The sequence below is a fragment of the Pseudomonas sp. RA_5y_Pfl1_P24 genome (genome assembly GCF_963970945.1).
Taxonomy (GTDB): Bacteria; Pseudomonadota; Gammaproteobacteria; order Pseudomonadales; family Pseudomonadaceae; genus Aquipseudomonas; species Aquipseudomonas tritici.
Genome location: NZ_CAXAOJ010000015.1, coordinates 114,108 through 132,369 on the forward strand (window position 1 = coordinate 114,108; position 18,262 = coordinate 132,369).

Genomic DNA, 18,262 nt, shown 5'->3' on the forward strand with positions numbered 1-18,262 from the left:
ATGGGTATTGATCTTCCGCTGATCTGGGCCGTGATCATCATCTTCGGCATCATGATGTACGTGGTCATGGACGGCTTCGACCTGGGTATCGGCATCCTGTTTCCGTTTATCCCGGGCAAGACCGACCGTGACGTGATGATGAACACCGTGGCGCCGGTCTGGGACGGTAACGAAACCTGGTTGGTATTGGGCGGCGCGGCGCTGTTCGGCGCGTTCCCGCTGGCCTATTCGGTGGTGTTGTCGGCGCTGTACCTGCCGCTGATGCTGATGTTGATCGGGCTGATCTTTCGCGGTGTCGCGTTCGAGTTCCGCTTCAAGGCCAAAGACCACAAGCGTCACCTGTGGGACAAGGCGTTTATCGGCGGCTCGTTGGCTGCAACGTTCTTCCAGGGCGTGGCGCTGGGGGCGTTTATCGATGGCATCCCGGTAGTGAATCGCCAGTTCGCCGGCGGTTCGCTGGACTGGGCCACACCGTTCACGATGTTCTGCGGTGTGGCGTTGATCGTGGCCTATGCGTTGCTCGGTTGCACTTGGCTGATCATGAAGACCGAAGGCCCGTTGCAGGAGAAGATGCACAACCTGGCGCGGCCCCTGGCGTTCGTGGTGCTGGCGGTGATCGGCATCGTGAGTATCTGGACGCCGCTGACGCACCCGGAAATTGCGTCGCGCTGGTTCACCCTGCCCAACCTGTTCTGGTTCCTGCCAGTGCCGATCCTGGTGCTGGTGACCATGTACGGCCTGTTCCGCGCCGTGGCACGCAACGCGCACTACACGCCGTTCCTGCTGACGCTGGTGCTGATCTTCCTGGGCTACAGCGGCCTGGGTATCAGCCTGTGGCCGAACATCATTCCGCCATCGGTGTCGATTTGGGACGCTGCCGCGCCGCCGCAAAGCCAAGGCTTCATGCTGGTGGGCACGTTATTCATCATCCCGTTCATCCTGGGCTACACCTTCTGGAGCTACTACGTATTCCGCGGCAAGGTCACCCACGAAGACGGTTATCACTAGGAGGGTCGTCTCATGTCCGGCAAACCTACGTTGCACGAGATTGAACAGGGCGAGAAACAACCGTTGTGGCGGCGCCTGGGGTGGCTGGCGATGATCTGGACTGGCAGCGTGCTGGCCCTGTTCGTCGTGGCCAGCCTGATGCGCATGTTCATGAACGCGGCTGGCTTGACCACCCACTGACATCCCATCCCGTCGCCTTGCGGCACGGTTTTTTGGCCCCGCCTCTCCTCGCAGTGGCGGGGCTTTTTTTATTTGCGCGCTTTGAGGATCACGAATTTCGGCGTGGTGGCGATTTGCTCGACACCCCGGAACAAGCGCGCCAGCTTGGTGTGATAACCCAAGTGGCGGTTGCCGACTATATAGAGAGCGCCGCCGACTACCAGCGCTTCCCGCGCCTGCTGGAACATACGCCAGGCGAGGAAGTCACCGACCACCTGCTGCTGGTGGAAAGGCGGGTTGCACAGCACCACGTCCAGCGAATCGGGTGCCTGGCCGGCCAAGCCATCGGCGGCGCGTACGATGACATCGCGCTCACCGAGCGCTGCTTGCCAGTTTTGGGCCGCCGACTGCATGGCCATATAGGACTCGTCCACCAGGGTGTATTGCGCCTCGGGGTTTTGCAGGGCGCTGGCAATCGCCAGTACACCGTTGCCACACCCCAGGTCCGCCACCCGCGCGCTGCCCAGGCTTTTTGGTAGGTGCGGCAGGAACGCACGGGTGCCGATGTCCAGGCTTTCGCGGCAGAACACGTTGGCGTGGTTCAGCAACTCGATGGCTGGCGCGTCGAGGGTGTAGCGGGTCGGATACGGCGAGACAGCCGCGGGACGATCTTCAACAGTGGCGATCAGCAATCGCGCTTTCTTGACCGCCAGCGATGCGTGCATCGGCCCGATGTAGCGTTCCAGCAACTCGCCCGCCGCCCGTGGCAAGTGCTTGATCATCGCCCCGGCAATCACTTCGGCGCCTGGCGCAAGCTGGCCTTGCAGGCGGATCAATTGCTCTTCGAGCAGGGCCAGGGTTTTCGGCACGCGGATCAGTACGCGGTCAAAAGGCCCTGCCGGGATTTGGCTGGCCGGGATGAACGGCACAGCGTCAAACGCCTTGCTGTTGCGCACCAGGTTTTTCTCCAGGCCCTGGGCTGCCAGGAATGAGTCGCCGCTGGAGGTTACCTGTACTTGGCCCTGGAGGCTGACGGCCAGAGCGCCGAAGCTGTCATTGAGCACCAACATGCGGGTCTCAGTAGTCGGCTGCTGTTCGGCCAGATGATTGAGCAGGTACTCGTCAGCTGCATCGAAGGCTTGCAGCGGATCATTATGTTGCTCTGGCTGGCGGATCAGATCGAGCTGGGCGAAGGGGCTTTCGAGCAGGGGCATGGAGGGGGAGGCTCTGGGTAAACGATAAGTGTTCGGCAGTGGCCAGCCGAGGCGTCTGAGTGAACGACTGGCGGCACCCGGGGGGTGGCTGCTCAACACTCAGAATTGGCCGCAAATGTTACTTTTTTTTCAGGGGGATTACATGCGGTGTTTGCTGGCGGGTCAAATAATCCCGTCTTGTGCGGCGCGGAGCACGGCGGCGATCTTGTTGTTGACCCCCAGTTTTTTCAGGCAACTGCAGACATGAAAGCCCACCGTGCGTTCGGATAAACAAAGGATGGCGGCGATGTCCGCTGCGGTCTTGCCCTTGCCAGACCACATGAGCACTTCCGTTTCACGCGGGGTCAATAGGCTGGCGGGTTTGGTACTGGGTATGTCGGCATACTTATGCGCCAGTACTGCATGCATCGCGTGACACAACCACAGCATCAGCCCCGCTTTTTCGTAAAGTTCTTCCGGCGTGATTGCGCCTTTACCGCGGCTCAGGGTCAACATGCTGAACATGCCCCGGAAATCATGGACGGTTATGGTCAGCGCCATGTGCACGCCTGAAGTCTGCGCCAATGACCAAAGGCTGGGTACGTCTTTAAAGGTTTCTTCCTTCCAGACAATGGGCAGCGGGCTCTCCCTACAGTGCTTAACCACCGGGTCTACGCCAAAGAAGCTCGCCTGGTCATACACTGTTTTCCATTCATTTGGGTAGTTGGTGAATTCAATCGGCTTGACTTGGTTTTTAGGCAGGTTAGCGCTCATTTTGAAGGAACAGTGTTGGAAGCCGAGCTCTAAGGTTCTGATGGCCACCATTTCAAAGACGCTGGTGGCCTCATCTTCGTCGTCCAGTTTGGGATGCCGTATGTTGCGCCAGTTAATCATTGGTAACGCTCCATGGAATTCTCCGTGCCTTGAGGTACGTCCTGGACCCCCAACGCTGCACGGAAATGAGTGTAGGACAACGGCTACATATCGAGAGGAAAATTTCGTTCTTGCGCGCAGGTTTTTAAGAGTTTTTCTGCAAAGTGACCTGCTGGCGTTGGCCGCGGGCAGTCTGAAAGTCGCGGTTTATTAGGCGTTTGAAGGCCCTGTAACGACCAACTAACAACGTGTTTATAAGGGGGGGTGAGAGGCTAATAGCCAATTGATTGGCGGTGCAATTGGATAGCCATTACTGCATGTGTTGCGCGATACCACTACCAACCACAGGTGTTTCCACGCGCCACTTTGAGAGACACTAGGGCACCTGTTGAACGGAGGCCCCCATGACGGCCAGCGCTGAGAAATTCACCCGCCAGACCTTGCTCGATGTGCAATCGCTGACCCCCAGCCTGTTTACCCTGCGCACCACCCGCGATCCCGGTTTCCGCTTCACTGCGGGCCAGTTTGTGCGCCTGGGGGTGACCAAGGCGGATGGCAGCACCGTCTGGCGCGCCTATTCCTTAGTGTCCTCGCCGTTTGATGAGCACTTGGATTTTTTCTCGATCGTCGTCCCGGGCGGTGAGTTCACCAGTGAGCTGAGTCGCCTGCGGGTGGGCGATACCTTGATGGTGGAACGCCAGGCCACCGGATTCCTGACGTTGAACCGTTTCGTCGATGGTCGCGATTTGTGGATGCTGGGCACTGGCACCGGGGTGGCGCCGTTTTTGTCGATCCTGCAGGACTTCGAGGTCTGGGAGAAATTCGAGCGCATCATCCTGGTGTACAGCGCCCGCGAAGCCAAGGAGCTGGCCTATCAGGCGCTGATCAACGAACTGGGCGAGCGCGAGTACCTGGCCGAATACGCGCACAAGCTCACCTACATTCCTATCGTCACCCGTGAACAACACCCGGGCGCGCTGAATGGGCGCATCACGACGCTGATCGAAAATGGCGAACTGGAACGCGCGGCCGGCGTTGAGCTGGCCCCGGAGCATTCCCGCGTGCTGATCTGCGGCAACCCGCAGATGGTTGATGACACGCGGCAGTTGCTCAAGCAGCGCGATATGAATCTGAGCCTGAGCCGTCGTCCTGGTCAGGTGGCGGTAGAAAATTACTGGTAATAAAAAAGGCGCCTCAAGCAGGCGCCTTTTTTTCAAGCCGGTGTTTACTGAAGCGGCTTGTCGTTCTGTGCCTTGAGCAGATCACGGATCTCACCCAGCAACAGTTCTTCCTTGGTCGGCGTCGGTGGCAGGCTTGGCGCCACGGCCTCTTCACGCTTCAGGCGATTGATCGCCTTCACACCCATGAAGATCGCAAACGCGACGATGACAAAGTCGATGACGCTCTGGATGAACTTACCGTAGGCCAGCACCACCGCAGGCACATCGCCTTGCGCTGCCTTGAGCGTTATCGCCAGGTCAGCGAAGTCCACGCCACCGATCAGCAGACCAATGGGCGGCATTATTACGTCGCCTACAAAGGAGGAAACAATTTTGCCGAAGGCCGCGCCGATGATAATACCGACGGCCATGTCGACCACATTACCTTTGACCGCGAAGGCCTTGAACTCACTGATCACGCCCATGGTTATTCCTTGTTACAGATGAGAAGGGTGGGGCTCAGTGTAATTCAGTCGTAGCGGGCTTGCCTGACACAACCGTTAACACTGTTAGTTGTTATCGACACATTAAATCGAAAATAGTTTTCAAAGTGCCATCAATCGCGCGCGAAATACTCGCTAAATCAGGTACTTACCAGGTTATTTTATCAATCGGGTTGGTGCGTCTTTTCTATTTATCTTCTGACTCTCGGGTCACTAGCCTTTGGCAAGCACAACTGAATGTGCACTAAAAAAACCAGAGGAAATCTTGATGAACACCCCAATGAGCCGCGGGCCTGTTACAGCGCGAACTGCGCTGGTACTGGTGACCGCCAGCCTGCTGTCCCTCTCTGTGCAAGCCGCCAACTTGACCCGCGATAACGGTGCAGCGGTGGGCGACAACCAGAACTCGCAAACCGCCGGCGCCAATGGCCCGGTACTGCTGCAGGACGTGCAACTGATCCAGAAGCTGCAACGCTTCGACCGCGAACGCATCCCGGAGCGCGTGGTACACGCCCGTGGCACGGGCGCCCACGGCACCTTCACGGTCACCGACAACCTCAGCGACTTGACCAAGGCCAAGGTATTCGCCGCTGGCGAAACCACACCGGTGTTCGTGCGCTTCTCCGCCGTGGTACACGGCAACCACTCCCCGGAAACCCTGCGCGACCCGCGCGGTTTCGCCACCAAGTTCTACACCGCCGACGGCAACTGGGACCTGGTGGGCAACAACTTCCCGACGTTCTTTATCCGCGATGCGATCAAGTTCCCGGACATGGTCCACGCGTTCAAACCCGACCCGCGCACCAACCTCGATGACGACTCTCGTCGCTTCGACTTCTTCTCCCATGTGCCCGAGTCCACGCGCACGCTGACCGAGCTGTACGCCGACTCCGGCACCCCGGCCAGCTATCGGGAAATGGATGGCAACGGTGTGCACGCCTACAAGCTGATCAATGCCAAAGGCGATGTGCACTACGTCAAATTCCACTGGAAAAGCCTGCAAGGCATCAAGAATCTGGATCCCAAGCAAGTCACCGAAGTACAGGGCCGTGACTACAGCCACATGACCAACGATCTGGTCACGCATATCAACAAGGGCGACTTCCCCAAGTGGGACCTGTACGTGCAGGTGCTCAAGCCTGAAGACCTGGCCAAGTTCGACTTCGACCCACTGGACGCCACCAAGATCTGGCCGAATGTGCCCGAGCGCAAAGTCGGGCAGATGGTGCTGAACCGCAACCCGGCCAACGTCTTCCAGGAAACCGAGCAAGTGGCCATGGCCCCGGCCAACCTGGTGCCGGGCATCGAACCGTCGGAAGACCGCCTGCTGCAAGGCCGAGTGTTTTCCTACGCCGACACCCAAATGTACCGCCTGGGCGCCAATGCCCTGCAACTGCCGATCAACGCACCACGCGCAACCGTCAACAATGGCAATCAGGACGGCGCACTGAACTCCGGCAAAACCACCAGCGGCGTGAACTACCAGCCAAGCCGCCTGGAGCTTCGGGAAGAGCCGCAAGCCGCGCGCTATAGCCAATCGGCCCTGTCGGGCAGCACCCAGCAGGCGAAGATCCAGCGTGAGCAGAACTTCAAGCAAGCCGGTGATCTGTACCGCTCCTTCAATAAAAAAGAGCGTCAGGACCTGATCGAGAACTTCGGCGGCTCGCTGGCAACCACCGATGATGAAAGCAAGCACATCATCCTGTCGTTCCTTTACAAAGCCGATCCGGAGTACGGCACTGGCGTAGCCAAGGTTGCCAAGGGGGACCTGGCGCGCGTGAAGGCGCTGGCGGAAAAACTGACTGACTGATCCGTTGGTTATGGTCGGCGCCCAGAGGTGGGCGTCGATCCTTGGCAGGAGAACACCCATGCGAATTTCTATCGGTCTGCTGATGGCCATGCTGGCCTTTGTCGCCCACGCCGAGTCGCCCGACCCGGTCGCGCTCAAGGCCCAATTGCAGGATTACTACTTCGACGCCGCCCGTCGTGGCGACCTCGACATGCTCAATACCTTTATCGATTCCGGCTACAGCCTCAACACCCAGGATGACAAGGGCTACACCGCGTTGATCCTCGCCGCTTACCACGGCCAGGGCCCGTTCGTGGAGCGCTTGCTCAACGCCGGTGCCGACGCCTGCGTGCAGGACAAACGCGGCAACACTGCGCTGATGGGCGCGATCTTCAAGGGCGAACTGAAAATTGCCCAACGCCTGCTGTCCACCGACTGTAACCCTGACCAGCGCAATGGCGCCGGGCAGACGGCGGCCATGTACGCCGGGTTGTTCAAACGCGTCGAGCTGTTGGATGAGTTGAAAGCCAAAGGCGCCGACCTCAACGCCGAAGACCCGATCGGCAACAGTGCTTCACGATTGGCCAGCGGTGAAATCCGGACCCCGGCGCCGCGCTGAGCTATCATCGCGGTTTTTCGGTTGGAGGTTCTCAAATGGCAAAGGCCAAGCGCATGTACGGCTGCACGGAGTGCGGCGCGACCTTTCCCAAGTGGGCCGGCCAGTGCGGCGAATGCGGTGCGTGGAACACCCTGACTGAAACCATGATCGAAAGCGGCGGCGCGGCGGCCCCCACCGGCCGTGCCGGCTGGACCGGGCAACAGGCGCAGATCAAGACGTTGGCCGAAGTCAGCGTTGAAGAAATCCCGCGTTTTTCCACCGCTTCCGGCGAGTTGGACCGGGTGTTGGGCGGCGGTCTTGTGGACGGTTCGGTGGTGCTGATCGGCGGTGATCCGGGCATCGGTAAATCGACGATCCTGCTGCAAACCCTGTGCAGCATCGCCAGTCGCATGCCGGCGCTGTACGTCACTGGTGAAGAATCCCAGCAGCAAGTCGCCATGCGCGCCCGTCGCTTGGGTTTACCCCAGGACCAACTGCGGGTGATGACCGAAACCTGCATCGAAAGCATCATTGCCACGGCGCGTATCGAAAAGCCCAAGGTCATGGTGATCGACTCGATCCAGACCATTTTTACCGAGCAATTGCAATCAGCGCCGGGCGGTGTGTCCCAGGTGCGCGAGAGCGCGGCGCTGCTGGTGCGTTATGCCAAGCAGAGCGGCACGGCGATCTTCCTGGTGGGGCATGTGACCAAAGAAGGCGCGCTGGCCGGGCCACGGGTGTTGGAGCATATGGTCGACACTGTGCTGTATTTCGAAGGCGAATCCGACGGCCGCCTGCGTTTGCTGCGGGCGGTGAAGAACCGTTTCGGTGCGGTAAACGAGTTGGGCGTGTTTGCCATGACCGACCGGGGGCTGAAAGAAGTCTCCAACCCGTCGGCGATTTTTCTGACTCGCGCTCAGGAAGAAGTCCCGGGCAGTGTGGTAATGGCAACGTGGGAAGGCACTCGCCCGATGCTGGTGGAAGTGCAGGCGCTGGTGGATGACAGCCATCTGGCCAACCCTCGGCGTGTGACCTTGGGTCTGGATCAAAACCGCCTGGCGATGCTGCTCGCGGTGTTGCACCGACACGGCGGCATTCCTACCCATGACCAGGATGTATTCCTGAACGTCGTGGGTGGGGTCAAGGTGCTGGAGACCGCGTCTGACCTGGCGTTGATGGCGGCGGTGATGTCCAGCCTGCGTAATCGGCCGTTGCCGCATGACTTGCTGGTGTTCGGTGAAGTCGGCCTGTCGGGCGAAGTACGCCCGGTGCCCAGCGGGCAGGAGCGTTTGAAGGAAGCGGCCAAGCACGGCTTCAAGCGCGCCATCGTGCCCAAGGGCAACGCACCGAAGGAATCGCCGCCTGGGATCACGATTATTGGCGTGACGCGGTTGGAGCAGGCGTTGGATGCGTTGTTCGAGTAATCAGCAACACCGCAAACCAATGTGGGAGCGGGCTTAGGTTGTATTGGCTGTTAAATCTCCAGCAAAGCACCCAGCTCGCGCTCCAACTCTTCCTCGTCACCCAGGTTCAATTCGACCAGCCGCCGCAAATGGCTGATCGAGTCCAGGCCGATGTGCTGGCACACAAAGCCCAGTTGGTCACGATCCTCATGAGTCAGCCGAACCTGCATCTTGATATGGGCCTTTGGGTCCAAGCGAATATCGACGTCAAACGCCAGCGCCTTATTGCCCTTCCAATCCTCGGGGCGCTTTACCAACAAGCCCTTCAGCGACAAATCCACCAACTGCACCGGCCACTCGCGGCCGTTTTGCCGAAGTTCGGTCTTGGCATCAAAGGCGATCCGGCGAAAACGGCGGCGGTCAGACGCTTGCTCGGTCATGGTCAAACCCTCTGTAGATAGAAAGAGTGTAGCTCTGCGCCATCATCAGGCCATTTTTTCTGCTTTTTTTGCGCTGGCAAGGCTCTAGACCAACGTAGGGGGGTGGCCTTTAAGGCCAGTAGCGCTAAACTCCGGATGGCTGTCCTTTCTGTCCACCCTGGCTGGAATATAAAAATGAAAAATAATAATAGCCTGCTACGCCATCTACCCTGGCTGGTGCTGGCAATTGTAGGAGCGTGCGCCCTGGGCGTAGTGGCCTTGCGCCGCGGCGAGGCGATCAACGCCTTGTGGATTGTGGTCGCTGCGGTGGCCATCTATCTGGTTGCGTACCGTTACTACAGCCTGTTCATCGCTAATAACGTGATGCAACTCGACCCACGGCGGGCCACCCCCGCAGTGGTCAATAATGATGGTCTGGACTATGTGCCGACCAACAAACACATCCTTTTCGGTCACCACTTTGCGGCGATTGCCGGTGCAGGCCCGTTGGTCGGCCCGGTGCTGGCGGCGCAAATGGGCTACCTGCCTGGCACGCTCTGGCTGATTGCCGGCGTGGTGCTGGCCGGTGCCGTGCAGGACTTCATGGTCCTGTTCCTGTCCACTCGTCGCAACGGCCGCTCCCTGGGGGACATGGTCCGCGAAGAAATGGGCCGCATCCCTGGGACCATCGCGCTGTTCGGCTGCTTCCTGATCATGATCATCATCCTGGCGGTGCTGGCGCTCATCGTGGTCAAGGCCCTGGCCGAGAGCCCATGGGGCATCTTCACGGTGATGGCGACCATCCCGATCGCGATGTTCATGGGCATCTACATGCGCTACATCCGCCCGGGCCGCATCGGTGAAATCTCGATCATCGGCGTGCTGTTGCTGCTGGGCTCGATCTGGCTGGGCGGGCAGATTGCTGCTGATCCGGAGTGGGCCAAGGCCTTCTCTTTCACCGGTATCCAGATCACCTGGATGCTGATCGGCTACGGTTTCGTCGCGGCGGTACTGCCGGTGTGGCTGATCCTCGCGCCACGCGATTATCTGTCGACCTTCCTCAAAATCGGCACCATCATCGCCCTGGCGATCGGCATCCTGGTGACCATGCCCGACCTGAAAATGCCGGCGTTGACCCAGTTCATCGATGGCACCGGTCCGGTCTGGAAGGGCGGTCTGTTCCCGTTCCTGTTCATTACCATTGCCTGTGGCGCGGTATCGGGTTTCCACGCACTGATCTCGTCGGGCACTACGCCCAAACTGTTGGCCAGTGAAAGCCATGCCCGCTACATCGGTTACGGCGGCATGCTGATGGAGTCGTTCGTGGCCATCATGGCCATGGTTGCCGCGTCGGTGATCGAACCTGGCGTGTACTTCGCCATGAACAGCCCGGCCGCGATTGTCGGCACGGACGTGGTCACCGTGGCGCAGACCGTCAGCAGCTGGGGCTTTGCGATTACGCCTGAGGCGCTGTCTGCCGTCGCCCATGACATCGGTGAAACCACCATCCTGGCGCGTGCAGGTGGTGCTCCGACGCTAGCGGTGGGTATCGCGCAGATCCTGCACAGCGTGCTGCCGGGTGAAAACACCATGGCGTTCTGGTACCACTTTGCGATCCTGTTCGAAGCGCTGTTCATCCTGACGGCGGTGGACGCCGGTACCCGTGCCGGTCGCTTCATGCTGCAAGACCTGCTGGGGTCCTTCGTGCCGGCGCTCAAACGCACCGATTCCTGGACGGCCAACCTCATCGCGACCGCTGGTTGCGTGGCCATGTGGGGTTACCTGCTGTACCAAGGTGTGATCGATCCCTTGGGCGGCATCAACACCTTGTGGCCGCTGTTCGGTATCTCCAACCAGATGCTCGCGGGTATCGCGCTGATGCTGGCAACCGTTGTGCTGATCAAAATGAAACGCCAACGCTACATCTGGGTGACCATGCTGCCAGCCGTCTGGCTGCTGATCTGCACCACCACGGCGGGCTTCATCAAGCTGTTCGACGCGAATCCTGCGATTGGCTTCCTGTCGCTGGCCAAGAAGTACAGCGATGCCCTGGCCAACGGCCAGATCCTGGCCCCGGCCAAGAGCATCGACCAGATGCAGCACGTGATCTACAACGCCTACACCAACGCAACGCTGACGGCGCTGTTCCTGTTCGTGGTGTTCAGCATCCTGTTCTATGCGCTCAAAGTCGGCGTCGCCGCTTGGGGCAACAAAGAGCGTACGGATAAAGAAGCCCCGTTCCAGGCTGTACCGGACGCGTAATAGAGGATTGCAGCCATGTTCAATGACATCAGTCGCCTCGGTAAATACCTCGGTCAGGCCGCGCGCTTGATGGTCGGCATGCCCGACTACGACACGTACGTCGAGCATATGCAAACCAAGCACCCGGACAAACCGATGATGGACTACAAGGCGTTCTTTCGGGAACGCCAGGAAGCCCGTTACGGTGGCAAGGGTGGGCCTAAGTGCTGCTGACCCGGCACTCGGGCTTGCGGTGATCCACTGTGGGAGCGGGCTTGCTCGCGAAGGCGGTCTGTCAGCTTATGTATGTGCTGACTGATACACCGCCTTCGCGAGCAAGCCCGCTCCCACATTTGTTTTTGTGTTCCTTCAGGAGAATTTCTTTGTCCTCTCCCATCCCCGTCACCATACTCAGCGGCTTCCTCGGCGCCGGCAAGACCACCCTGCTGCGCCACCTGCTCAAAGCCGAGCACGGCCTGAAAATCGCGGTGATTGAAAACGAATTCAGCGACGCCGGTATCGACACCCAGCTCTTGGGCGCAGAACCGGTGCAAGTCATGACCCTGTCCAACGGCTGCGTGTGCTGCACCATCCACACCGACCTGACCAAAGCCCTCTACTTGCTGCTCGAACGTCTGGACAGCGGCGAGATCGCGTTTGATCGCCTGGTGATCGAGACGACCGGCCTGGCCGATCCGGCGCCGGTGGCCCAGACGTTTTTCATCGACGAGGAACTGCGCGAGCGCTACATCCTCGACGGCATCATCACCCTGGTGGATGCCGCCCACGCCGAGCACCACCTGACCCAGACCATCGCCCAGGCCCAGATCGGTTTTGCCGACCGCCTGCTGGTCAGCAAGCGCGACCTGGTGGATGACGCCACCTTCGACGCGCTCAGCGAACGCCTCACCCGCATCAACCGCCGTGCGCCGATCCGCGTGGTGGATCATGGCAACATCGACTTGGCGGAACTGCTCGATGTGCGTGGCTTCAACCTCAATGCTGGCATGAGCCTGCGCCCGGTGAGCGCCGCGCCGTCCATCGACCGCATTTCCAGCCTGGTGCTGCGCACTGACCAGCCGCTGGATATCGACCGTCTCAGTGAGTTCATGAACGAACTGTTGGAAGACCACGGCAAGCAACTGCTGCGCTACAAGGGCGTGCTGAACATTGCCGGGGAAGATCGACGCATGGTGTTCCAAGGCGTGCTGAAACTCTACGGTTTCGATTGGGATACCGAGTGGGGCGAGGGTGAGGCGCGGGAGAGTGTGATTGTGTTTATTGCCGATGAATTGCCGGAAGACAAGATTCGTGAAGGCTTCCAGCGGGTTTACCAAGCCTGATCTGAAAATGCACTCAAACTGTGGAAGCTGTATTTCACCGTTAAATTGGCATAAAAAAGCCCGGCTCTTCAGCCGGGCTTCTTATTCAAGCAACCGCTATCAAGCGCCGTATACCGGCAGCTTTTTGCAGATGGCCTTGACCTTCTCACGCACCGCGTCGATCACGCTTTCGTTGTTCAGGTCAGCCAGGATGTCGCAGATCCAGCCGGCCAGTTCCTTGCACTCTGCTTCCTTGAAGCCGCGAGTGGTCACAGCCGGGGTGCCGAAGCGCAGGCCGGAGGTGACGAACGGCGAACGTGGGTCGTTGGGTACGGAGTTCTTGTTCACGGTGATGAAGGCTTTGCCCAGGGCAGCGTCAGCATCTTTACCGGAAATGTCCTGCTTGATCAGCGACAGCAGGAACAGGTGGTTTTCAGTACCGCCGGACACCACGTCAAAGCCACGGGCGATAAACACTTCAGCCATGGCCTTGGCGTTCTTCACCACTTGCTGCTGATAAGTCTTGAACTCAGGCTGCAGCGCTTCCTTGAAGCAGATCGCTTTAGCGGCGATCACGTGCTCCAGCGGGCCACCTTGGGCGCCTGGGAATACGGCAGAGTTCAGCTTCTTTTCGATCTCGGCGTTGGCGCGCGCCAGGATCAGGCCGCCACGTGGACCGCGCAGGGTCTTGTGGGTGGTGGTGGTGACCACGTCAGCGTAAGGCACTGGGTTCGGGTAGACGCCCGCGGCGACCAGACCGGCTACGTGAGCCATGTCGACGAACAGGTAGGCGCCGACTTTGTCAGCGATTTCGCGAAAACGTGGGAAGTCGAGGATCTGCGAGTAGGCAGAGAAACCGGCCACGATCATTTTTGGCTTGTGCTCGACCGCCAGGCGCTCGACTTCGTCGTAGTCGATCAGGCCGTTGGCATCGATACCGTATTGAACGGCGTTGTACAGCTTGCCGGAGGACGAAACGCTGGCGCCGTGGGTCAAGTGACCGCCGTGGGCCAGGCTCATGCCCAGAATGGTGTCGCCACCTTGCAGCAGGGCCAGGTACACGGCGCTGTTGGCTTGGGAGCCGGCGTGCGGCTGGACGTTGGCGTAATCAGCGCCGAACAGTTCTTTTGCACGGTCGATGGCCAACTGCTCAACCACGTCGACGTACTCGCAACCACCGTAGTAGCGCTTGCCTGGGTAGCCTTCGGCGTACTTGTTGGTCAGCACCGAACCTTGAGCCTCCATCACCGCAGGGCTGGTGTAGTTTTCCGAAGCGATCAGCTCAATGTGCTCTTCCTGGCGCACGGCTTCTTGCTCCATGGCGGCGAAGAGATCGGCGTCGTACTTGGCAATGGTCAAATCACGGCTGAACATGGCGGTCCTCAAGGATCGGGGGGCAGAAAAGGAGGGCATTCTAACCCAGGCGCTTTTAGAAGGGGTATGAAAGGTAATCATGCGATGAAGCGCCAGCTTCAAGTTGCAAGCTGCAAGCCTCAAGTAAAAGCAGATTTGCCCTTGCTTGCCGCTTACAGCTTGCAGCTTGCCGCTGCCCTCTTCATGGTCGATTGATTAGAGCTGTTAGCTCCAATCAATCGAACATGAAGAGGGCATCGTTACTGAACTGCGCCTCAAACCGATTCGCCGGCATCGGCCGCCCAAACAGGTAGCCCTGCACTTCATCGCAGCCATGCTCACGCAGGAAGTCCAGTTGCTCATGGGTTTCCACGCCTTCAGCGATCACCGCCAGGTTCAGGCTGTGGGCCATGGCGATAATGGCCCGGGCGATCTGTGCATCCTGCTCGCCGGACGGCAAGCCATCGACAAAGGTGCGGTCGATCTTCAACACGTCGATAGGGAATTGCTTGAGGTAATTGAGCGACGAATAACCTGTGCCGAAGTCGTCCACCGCAATGCTCAGGCCCAGGTTTTTCAGGCTGTCGAGAATATGCATGGCCTCGTTGACTTCGCGCATCAGGATACTTTCGGTCAGCTCCAGCTCCAGGCACGCCGGCGGCAGGCCAGTGTCCTTGAGGATAGTGGCAATGCGCGTGCCCAACTGGCCGTCGGAGAACTGCCGCGCGGAGATGTTCACCGAGACTTTCGGCACGCGCACCTTGTTCTGGTGCCAGGTCTTGAGCTGGCGACAGGCTTCGCTGATCACCCAGTCGCCGACGTCCACCACCAGGCCCAACTCTTCCAGCACCGGGATGAAGTCCCCCGGCGGCACCAGCCCGCGACGCGGGTGGCGCCAGCGCAGCAGGGCTTCGGCGCCCGTCAGGCGCTTGCCGTCGCCGCTGAACTGCGGCTGGTAATAGAGCACGAATTCGTCCTGTTCCAGGGCGTGGCGCAAATCGCTTTCCAGCTCCAGGCGCTCCAGGGCGCTGGCGTTCATGTCCGACTGGTAGAACTGGAAATTGTTCTTGCCGCGCTCCTTGGCGTGATACATCGCGGTGTCGGCGTTTTTCATCAGTTGGCTCAGCTCGTTGCCGTCCTGCGGGCTGAGGGCGATGCCGATACTGGCGGTCACAAAGAATTCTCGGCCTTCTAATACAAAGGGTTTTACCAGGCTGGCGAGGATCTGCTCGGCCACATGGATCGCGCGGTTCAGCGCCATTTCACGGTTGACCCGTGGCTGCAGGAGCAACGTGAACTCGTCGCCACCCATGCGCGCCACGGTGTCGTCTTCGGCCACGCAACCCAGCAGGCGCGTGGCCATTTCCTTGAGCATACGGTCGCCGGCGGCGTGGCCCAGGGAGTCATTGATCGGTTTGAAGCGGTCGAGGTCGAGGAACATCAGCACTACCCACGACTTTTGCCGTTCGGCCGACTGCAACGCGGTGTGCAGGCGATCCTGGAACAGCGTGCGGTTGGGCAGGTGGGTCAGGGCGTCATAGTAGGCCAGGCGGTGGATGCGCTGTTCGCTGGCCTTGCGCTCGCTGATATCACTGAAAAAGCATACGTAGCTGGCCAGGTCGCCCTCATCGTCAAACACGGCAGTGATGCCGACCCACGCCGGGTAATGCTCGCCGTTACGGCGCTTGAGCCACACTTCGCCTTCCCAGGTGCTGTGCTGATGCAGTTGCTTGAGCACGTAGCGCAGGTGGGCTTCCTGCTGTTCGTCGACGGTGAGCATGTTTGGCAATTGATCGAGCACATCGCTGACCGCATAGCCGCTGACCCGACTGAACGCCTCGTTGGCCTGCACGATATAACCCGCCGGGTCGGTGATCAGGATCGCCGACGTGGAGTGCTCGAATACCGTGGCCGCCATGCGCAGGTCTTTCTCGGCGCGGCGCTGCTGGCTGATGTCGCGACCCACGCCGAGGATGCCCTCAAAGGCGCCGTGTTCGTCCCACACCAGCACCACGCGCAACTCAATCGGCACTTTGCGACCGTCGGCGCGCAGGCAATCGAACAGGAACAACTGGGTTTGAATGTCATCACGCAGCTTGTTCAGCGCCTCGGTATCGCCCAGCGCGCGGCTGACCTGCTCCATCAGGCTATAAATGCCGGTCAGTTGCTGCGGGTTGGCAATGATCGACTGCCAGCCGTTCTTGAGCACCCAATCCACGTCATAGCCCAGCACGGCATTGACCGACGGGCTGACATAGTTGAGGGCCAATTGGCTGTCGGTGGAGCAGATCACGTCGCTGATGCTTTCGGCCAGCATGCGGTAGCGCTGTTCGCTGTCGCGCAGGGATTCACTGGCTTCGATCTGGTCGGTGATGTCCTTGGCCACGCCGATGATCCGGCTGATCTGCGCGGTTTCTTCGCGGGCCAGGGCTTGTTCACGGATATCGAAACGGCGCCACTGGTTATCGCGATGACGGAAGCGCAGTTGGCAGTGCAACTGCGTGGTGTAGCCGACATTGCGCTGCTGCTGGCGCAAATCGTGGTAATGCTCGCCGTCCTCGGGGTGCAGCAGGATTTCCCAGAAGTACTCGCCCATTTGCTGCAGTTCGGCCTTGTTGTAGCCGAGGGTGTGGCCCAAATGGTGGTTGCTGAAGATCATGCGCTGGCTGATCACATCCTGCACATACAGGTGGTCGGGCACGGTGCGGACCACGTCTGACCAGAAGCTTTCCCGTTCGACCAGCGACAGCTCGATCAGCTTGCGGCTGGTGATATCGCTGATACTGAGGATCACTGCCTTGAAGTCGTCTTGTTGCTCTGGCATGCGCATCACCAGCCACAGGTATTGGTCGTTGCCGGCCACGTCCTTGAGCTGGATTTCCAGCTCCAACTGGTTCTGTGGGGTCAGGACAGCATCGAGTATCTGGTAACCGATGGACGTGGCATTGCGCGGGCAGTCATCGATCAGGCGTCCCCAGGCCTCCTCGCAGGAGCCCACGTTCAACAGGCGCACCGCCACCTGGTTGACCTCGGTGATGCGCAACTCCTTGAGCAGTCGCCGGCGCTCGTCGGGGTTGGCCTGCATCCAGGTGTGCAATTGCTCGCGGGTCTGCAACCCGGTCTTGTCGAAGAAACCGTTCAGGCCCGACAGGTCAAGCACGCACAGGGCCACGCCGGTGCCTTCGAAAATATCCTGGTAGCGCCGCCGGCCTTCATGCACTTGGCGCTGGCGGCGACGCATGTTCAACAGCACGATCACCGGGATCAGCGAGAACGCCAGGCCCAACAGGCATTTGCCGATAAACGCCGGCAGCAGTTGCTCCAGCACGGCGGTGCGGTCGAATAGCCCACGCAATTGCCAGTCGCTCTTGCTCAGAGGCGTGACCAGTACGCTTTTATTCAGTTCGTCCGCTGTGAGGGCGCTGGCCCACTGGGCCGGCATGCCGCTGTCACGGCTGATGACGCGGTGGTTGATGCGATTCTCGATGACCCACATCGGGCGTTGGCCCTGGCCGTCCTGGGGGGTGAGGTTGACCAGGTAGTTGGGTGCCAGGCGCAACGCCCAGTACATCCTTGAACCGCCGCTGGGCTGGTGCAACAACAGATAGATGAGGGTGCCGTCGTCGTTGTTGCTCAGGTAATAGGACTGGGAGTGGCTGCGCTGCACGAGCTCTTCCAGCCAGGCCCCGTCCTGGCTGTCAGTGGCGCTGTCACTGATCATCGCGCCGCTGGGGGCGAGCAGGGCAATGCTACGTAGCTCCGGCAGCGAGCGCTGCAAGGTGCGCATCAAGGCCTGTTGCTGTTCGCTGTCGCGCGGTGGCTCGACCATCGGTAGTAGGTTCAGAGCGATTTTTGCGCTCAGGGCCATGTTCAGGCTGATCTGTTCTGCCAGGTCGGCACTGTAGTCGATGGTGTATTGCTGCTGGTTCTTCTGGTTTTGCTGCAACTGGTCAAGCAGTTGCCAGAACAATAAGGCGAGCAGCATGAGGACGAGCGTCGCCAATGCGCCTTTGAGGGTGCCGTGCAGGGGCGCTCCCGGCGCTATATGAGCGGCGCGCAGGGGAGTAGGCGGCGTGACTTTGGACAAGCTGTGATCCTGCGGTTTGGCTGGACTGGCGCGCGACATGCACTATAAGCCGGACGCCCGGAGGGCGGCTAGCATGCCCTGACTTGTGGCAAAGTGCCAGCCCCGCCTGGCGGGACACAAGTCAGGCACCTGTGTGGGTCAGGTTGTCTGCCAA

16 protein-coding genes are annotated in these 18,262 nt (G+C 59.9%); 10 read left to right on the plus strand and 6 right to left on the minus strand.

Translation table 11 applies throughout. The features are described from left to right. Together cydB and AACY30_RS23045 are read left to right on the plus strand one after the other, a co-directional pair. Positions 1-1,008: a cytochrome d ubiquinol oxidase subunit II gene (gene cydB / locus AACY30_RS23040; RefSeq protein WP_339416833.1), complete on the plus strand. Its 1,008-nt coding sequence runs from the start codon at positions 1-3 to the stop codon at positions 1,006-1,008. Between the two features lie 12 nt (positions 1,009-1,020). Continuing rightward, positions 1,021-1,188, plus strand: coding sequence for a DUF2474 domain-containing protein (locus AACY30_RS23045; protein ID WP_339471427.1), 168 nt, complete (start codon positions 1,021-1,023; stop codon positions 1,186-1,188). Between the two features lie 68 nt (positions 1,189-1,256). On the opposite strand, the gene AACY30_RS23050 is transcribed toward AACY30_RS23045, so the two are convergent. Beyond that, positions 1,257-2,381 carry a class I SAM-dependent methyltransferase gene (locus AACY30_RS23050; protein ID WP_339471428.1) on the minus strand — a complete coding sequence of 375 codons (1,125 nt, stop codon included), beginning with the start codon at positions 2,379-2,381 and terminating at the stop codon, positions 1,257-1,259. A gap of 162 nt (positions 2,382-2,543) precedes the next feature. Next, positions 2,544-3,254 (minus strand): helix-turn-helix transcriptional regulator, encoded by a 711-nt coding sequence (locus AACY30_RS23055; protein WP_339471430.1) that lies wholly within the window; start codon positions 3,252-3,254, stop codon positions 2,544-2,546. Between the two features lie 383 nt (positions 3,255-3,637). Between AACY30_RS23055 and AACY30_RS23060 the strand changes: the two genes are divergently transcribed. Then, on the plus strand, positions 3,638-4,414 hold the full coding sequence (locus tag AACY30_RS23060) for a ferredoxin--NADP reductase (RefSeq protein WP_339436773.1): 777 nt from the start codon (positions 3,638-3,640) through the stop codon (positions 4,412-4,414). Positions 4,415-4,458: 44 nt separating this feature from the next. On the opposite strand, the gene mscL is transcribed toward AACY30_RS23060, so the two are convergent. Next, positions 4,459-4,878: a large-conductance mechanosensitive channel protein MscL gene (gene mscL / locus AACY30_RS23065; RefSeq protein WP_339416826.1), complete on the minus strand. Its 420-nt coding sequence runs from the start codon at positions 4,876-4,878 to the stop codon at positions 4,459-4,461. A 286-nt stretch (positions 4,879-5,164) separates the two neighbouring features. On the opposite strand from mscL, the gene katB reads away from it, so the two are divergent. From katB to radA, 3 genes are read left to right on the plus strand one after another with little or no spacing between them, the layout of a single operon-like run. Further along, positions 5,165-6,706 carry a catalase KatB gene (gene katB, locus AACY30_RS23070; protein WP_339471431.1) on the plus strand — a complete coding sequence of 514 codons (1,542 nt, stop codon included), beginning with the start codon at positions 5,165-5,167 and terminating at the stop codon, positions 6,704-6,706. A 58-nt stretch (positions 6,707-6,764) separates the two neighbouring features. Beyond that, positions 6,765-7,304: an ankyrin repeat domain-containing protein gene (locus AACY30_RS23075; protein WP_339471433.1), complete on the plus strand. Its 540-nt coding sequence runs from the start codon at positions 6,765-6,767 to the stop codon at positions 7,302-7,304. A gap of 35 nt (positions 7,305-7,339) precedes the next feature. Further along, on the plus strand, positions 7,340-8,707 hold the full coding sequence (radA, locus tag AACY30_RS23080; RefSeq protein ID WP_099584746.1) for a DNA repair protein RadA: 1,368 nt from the start codon (positions 7,340-7,342) through the stop codon (positions 8,705-8,707). A 50-nt stretch (positions 8,708-8,757) separates the two neighbouring features. On the opposite strand, the gene AACY30_RS23085 is transcribed toward radA, so the two are convergent. Beyond that, entirely contained in the window at positions 8,758-9,126 is a 369-nt protein-coding gene (locus AACY30_RS23085; protein ID WP_339471434.1) for a PilZ domain-containing protein, read from the minus strand. A gap of 174 nt (positions 9,127-9,300) precedes the next feature. Here AACY30_RS23085 and AACY30_RS23090 point away from each other — a divergent pair, with 174 nt between their 5' ends. The 3 genes from AACY30_RS23090 (at position 9,301) to yjiA (ending at position 12,689) form a co-directional block, all read left to right on the plus strand. Then, positions 9,301-11,367 carry a carbon starvation CstA family protein gene (locus AACY30_RS23090; protein ID WP_339456786.1) on the plus strand — a complete coding sequence of 689 codons (2,067 nt, stop codon included), beginning with the start codon at positions 9,301-9,303 and terminating at the stop codon, positions 11,365-11,367. Between the two features lie 15 nt (positions 11,368-11,382). Beyond that, positions 11,383-11,580, plus strand: coding sequence for a YbdD/YjiX family protein (locus AACY30_RS23095; protein ID WP_003176208.1), 198 nt, complete (start codon positions 11,383-11,385; stop codon positions 11,578-11,580). Between the two features lie 149 nt (positions 11,581-11,729). Beyond that, complete coding sequence (gene yjiA / locus AACY30_RS23100) at positions 11,730-12,689, plus strand: GTPase (protein ID WP_339541170.1); 960 nt, start codon at positions 11,730-11,732, stop codon at positions 12,687-12,689. A 99-nt stretch (positions 12,690-12,788) separates the two neighbouring features. Here the strand turns inward: yjiA and glyA are convergent, their stop codons facing one another. Next, entirely contained in the window at positions 12,789-14,042 is a 1,254-nt protein-coding gene (gene glyA, locus AACY30_RS23105; protein ID WP_339471437.1) for a serine hydroxymethyltransferase, read from the minus strand. A 66-nt stretch (positions 14,043-14,108) separates the two neighbouring features. Between glyA and AACY30_RS23110 the strand changes: the two genes are divergently transcribed. Further along, positions 14,109-14,237, plus strand: coding sequence for a hypothetical protein (locus AACY30_RS23110; RefSeq protein WP_339541171.1), 129 nt, complete (start codon positions 14,109-14,111; stop codon positions 14,235-14,237). A gap of 19 nt (positions 14,238-14,256) precedes the next feature. Here the strand turns inward: AACY30_RS23110 and AACY30_RS23115 are convergent, their stop codons facing one another. Continuing rightward, positions 14,257-18,108 carry a sensor domain-containing protein gene (locus tag AACY30_RS23115; RefSeq protein WP_339541172.1) on the minus strand — a complete coding sequence of 1,284 codons (3,852 nt, stop codon included), beginning with the start codon at positions 18,106-18,108 and terminating at the stop codon, positions 14,257-14,259. Between the last annotated feature and the right edge of the window lie 154 nt (positions 18,109-18,262).

What these genes read in the sequence shown, in the direction of transcription:
- cydB (WP_339416833.1), top strand. Translation starts at nt 1, where the DNA reads ATGGGTATTGATCTTCCGCTGATCTGGGCCGTGATCATCATCTTCGGC.
- AACY30_RS23045 (WP_339471427.1), top strand. Translation starts at nt 1,021, where the DNA reads ATGTCCGGCAAACCTACGTTGCACGAGATTGAACAGGGCGAGAAACAA.
- AACY30_RS23050 (WP_339471428.1), bottom strand. Translation starts at nt 2,381, where the DNA reads ATGCCCCTGCTCGAAAGCCCCTTCGCCCAGCTCGATCTGATCCGCCAG.
- AACY30_RS23055 (WP_339471430.1), bottom strand. Translation starts at nt 3,254, where the DNA reads ATGATTAACTGGCGCAACATACGGCATCCCAAACTGGACGACGAAGAT.
- AACY30_RS23060 (WP_339436773.1), top strand. Translation starts at nt 3,638, where the DNA reads ATGACGGCCAGCGCTGAGAAATTCACCCGCCAGACCTTGCTCGATGTG.
- mscL (WP_339416826.1), bottom strand. Translation starts at nt 4,878, where the DNA reads ATGGGCGTGATCAGTGAGTTCAAGGCCTTCGCGGTCAAAGGTAATGTG.
- katB (WP_339471431.1), top strand. Translation starts at nt 5,165, where the DNA reads ATGAACACCCCAATGAGCCGCGGGCCTGTTACAGCGCGAACTGCGCTG.
- AACY30_RS23075 (WP_339471433.1), top strand. Translation starts at nt 6,765, where the DNA reads ATGCGAATTTCTATCGGTCTGCTGATGGCCATGCTGGCCTTTGTCGCC.
- radA (WP_099584746.1), top strand. Translation starts at nt 7,340, where the DNA reads ATGGCAAAGGCCAAGCGCATGTACGGCTGCACGGAGTGCGGCGCGACC.
- AACY30_RS23085 (WP_339471434.1), bottom strand. Translation starts at nt 9,126, where the DNA reads ATGACCGAGCAAGCGTCTGACCGCCGCCGTTTTCGCCGGATCGCCTTT.
- AACY30_RS23090 (WP_339456786.1), top strand. Translation starts at nt 9,301, where the DNA reads ATGAAAAATAATAATAGCCTGCTACGCCATCTACCCTGGCTGGTGCTG.
- AACY30_RS23095 (WP_003176208.1), top strand. Translation starts at nt 11,383, where the DNA reads ATGTTCAATGACATCAGTCGCCTCGGTAAATACCTCGGTCAGGCCGCG.
- glyA (WP_339471437.1), bottom strand. Translation starts at nt 14,042, where the DNA reads ATGTTCAGCCGTGATTTGACCATTGCCAAGTACGACGCCGATCTCTTC.
- AACY30_RS23110 (WP_339541171.1), top strand. Translation starts at nt 14,109, where the DNA reads ATGAAAGGTAATCATGCGATGAAGCGCCAGCTTCAAGTTGCAAGCTGC.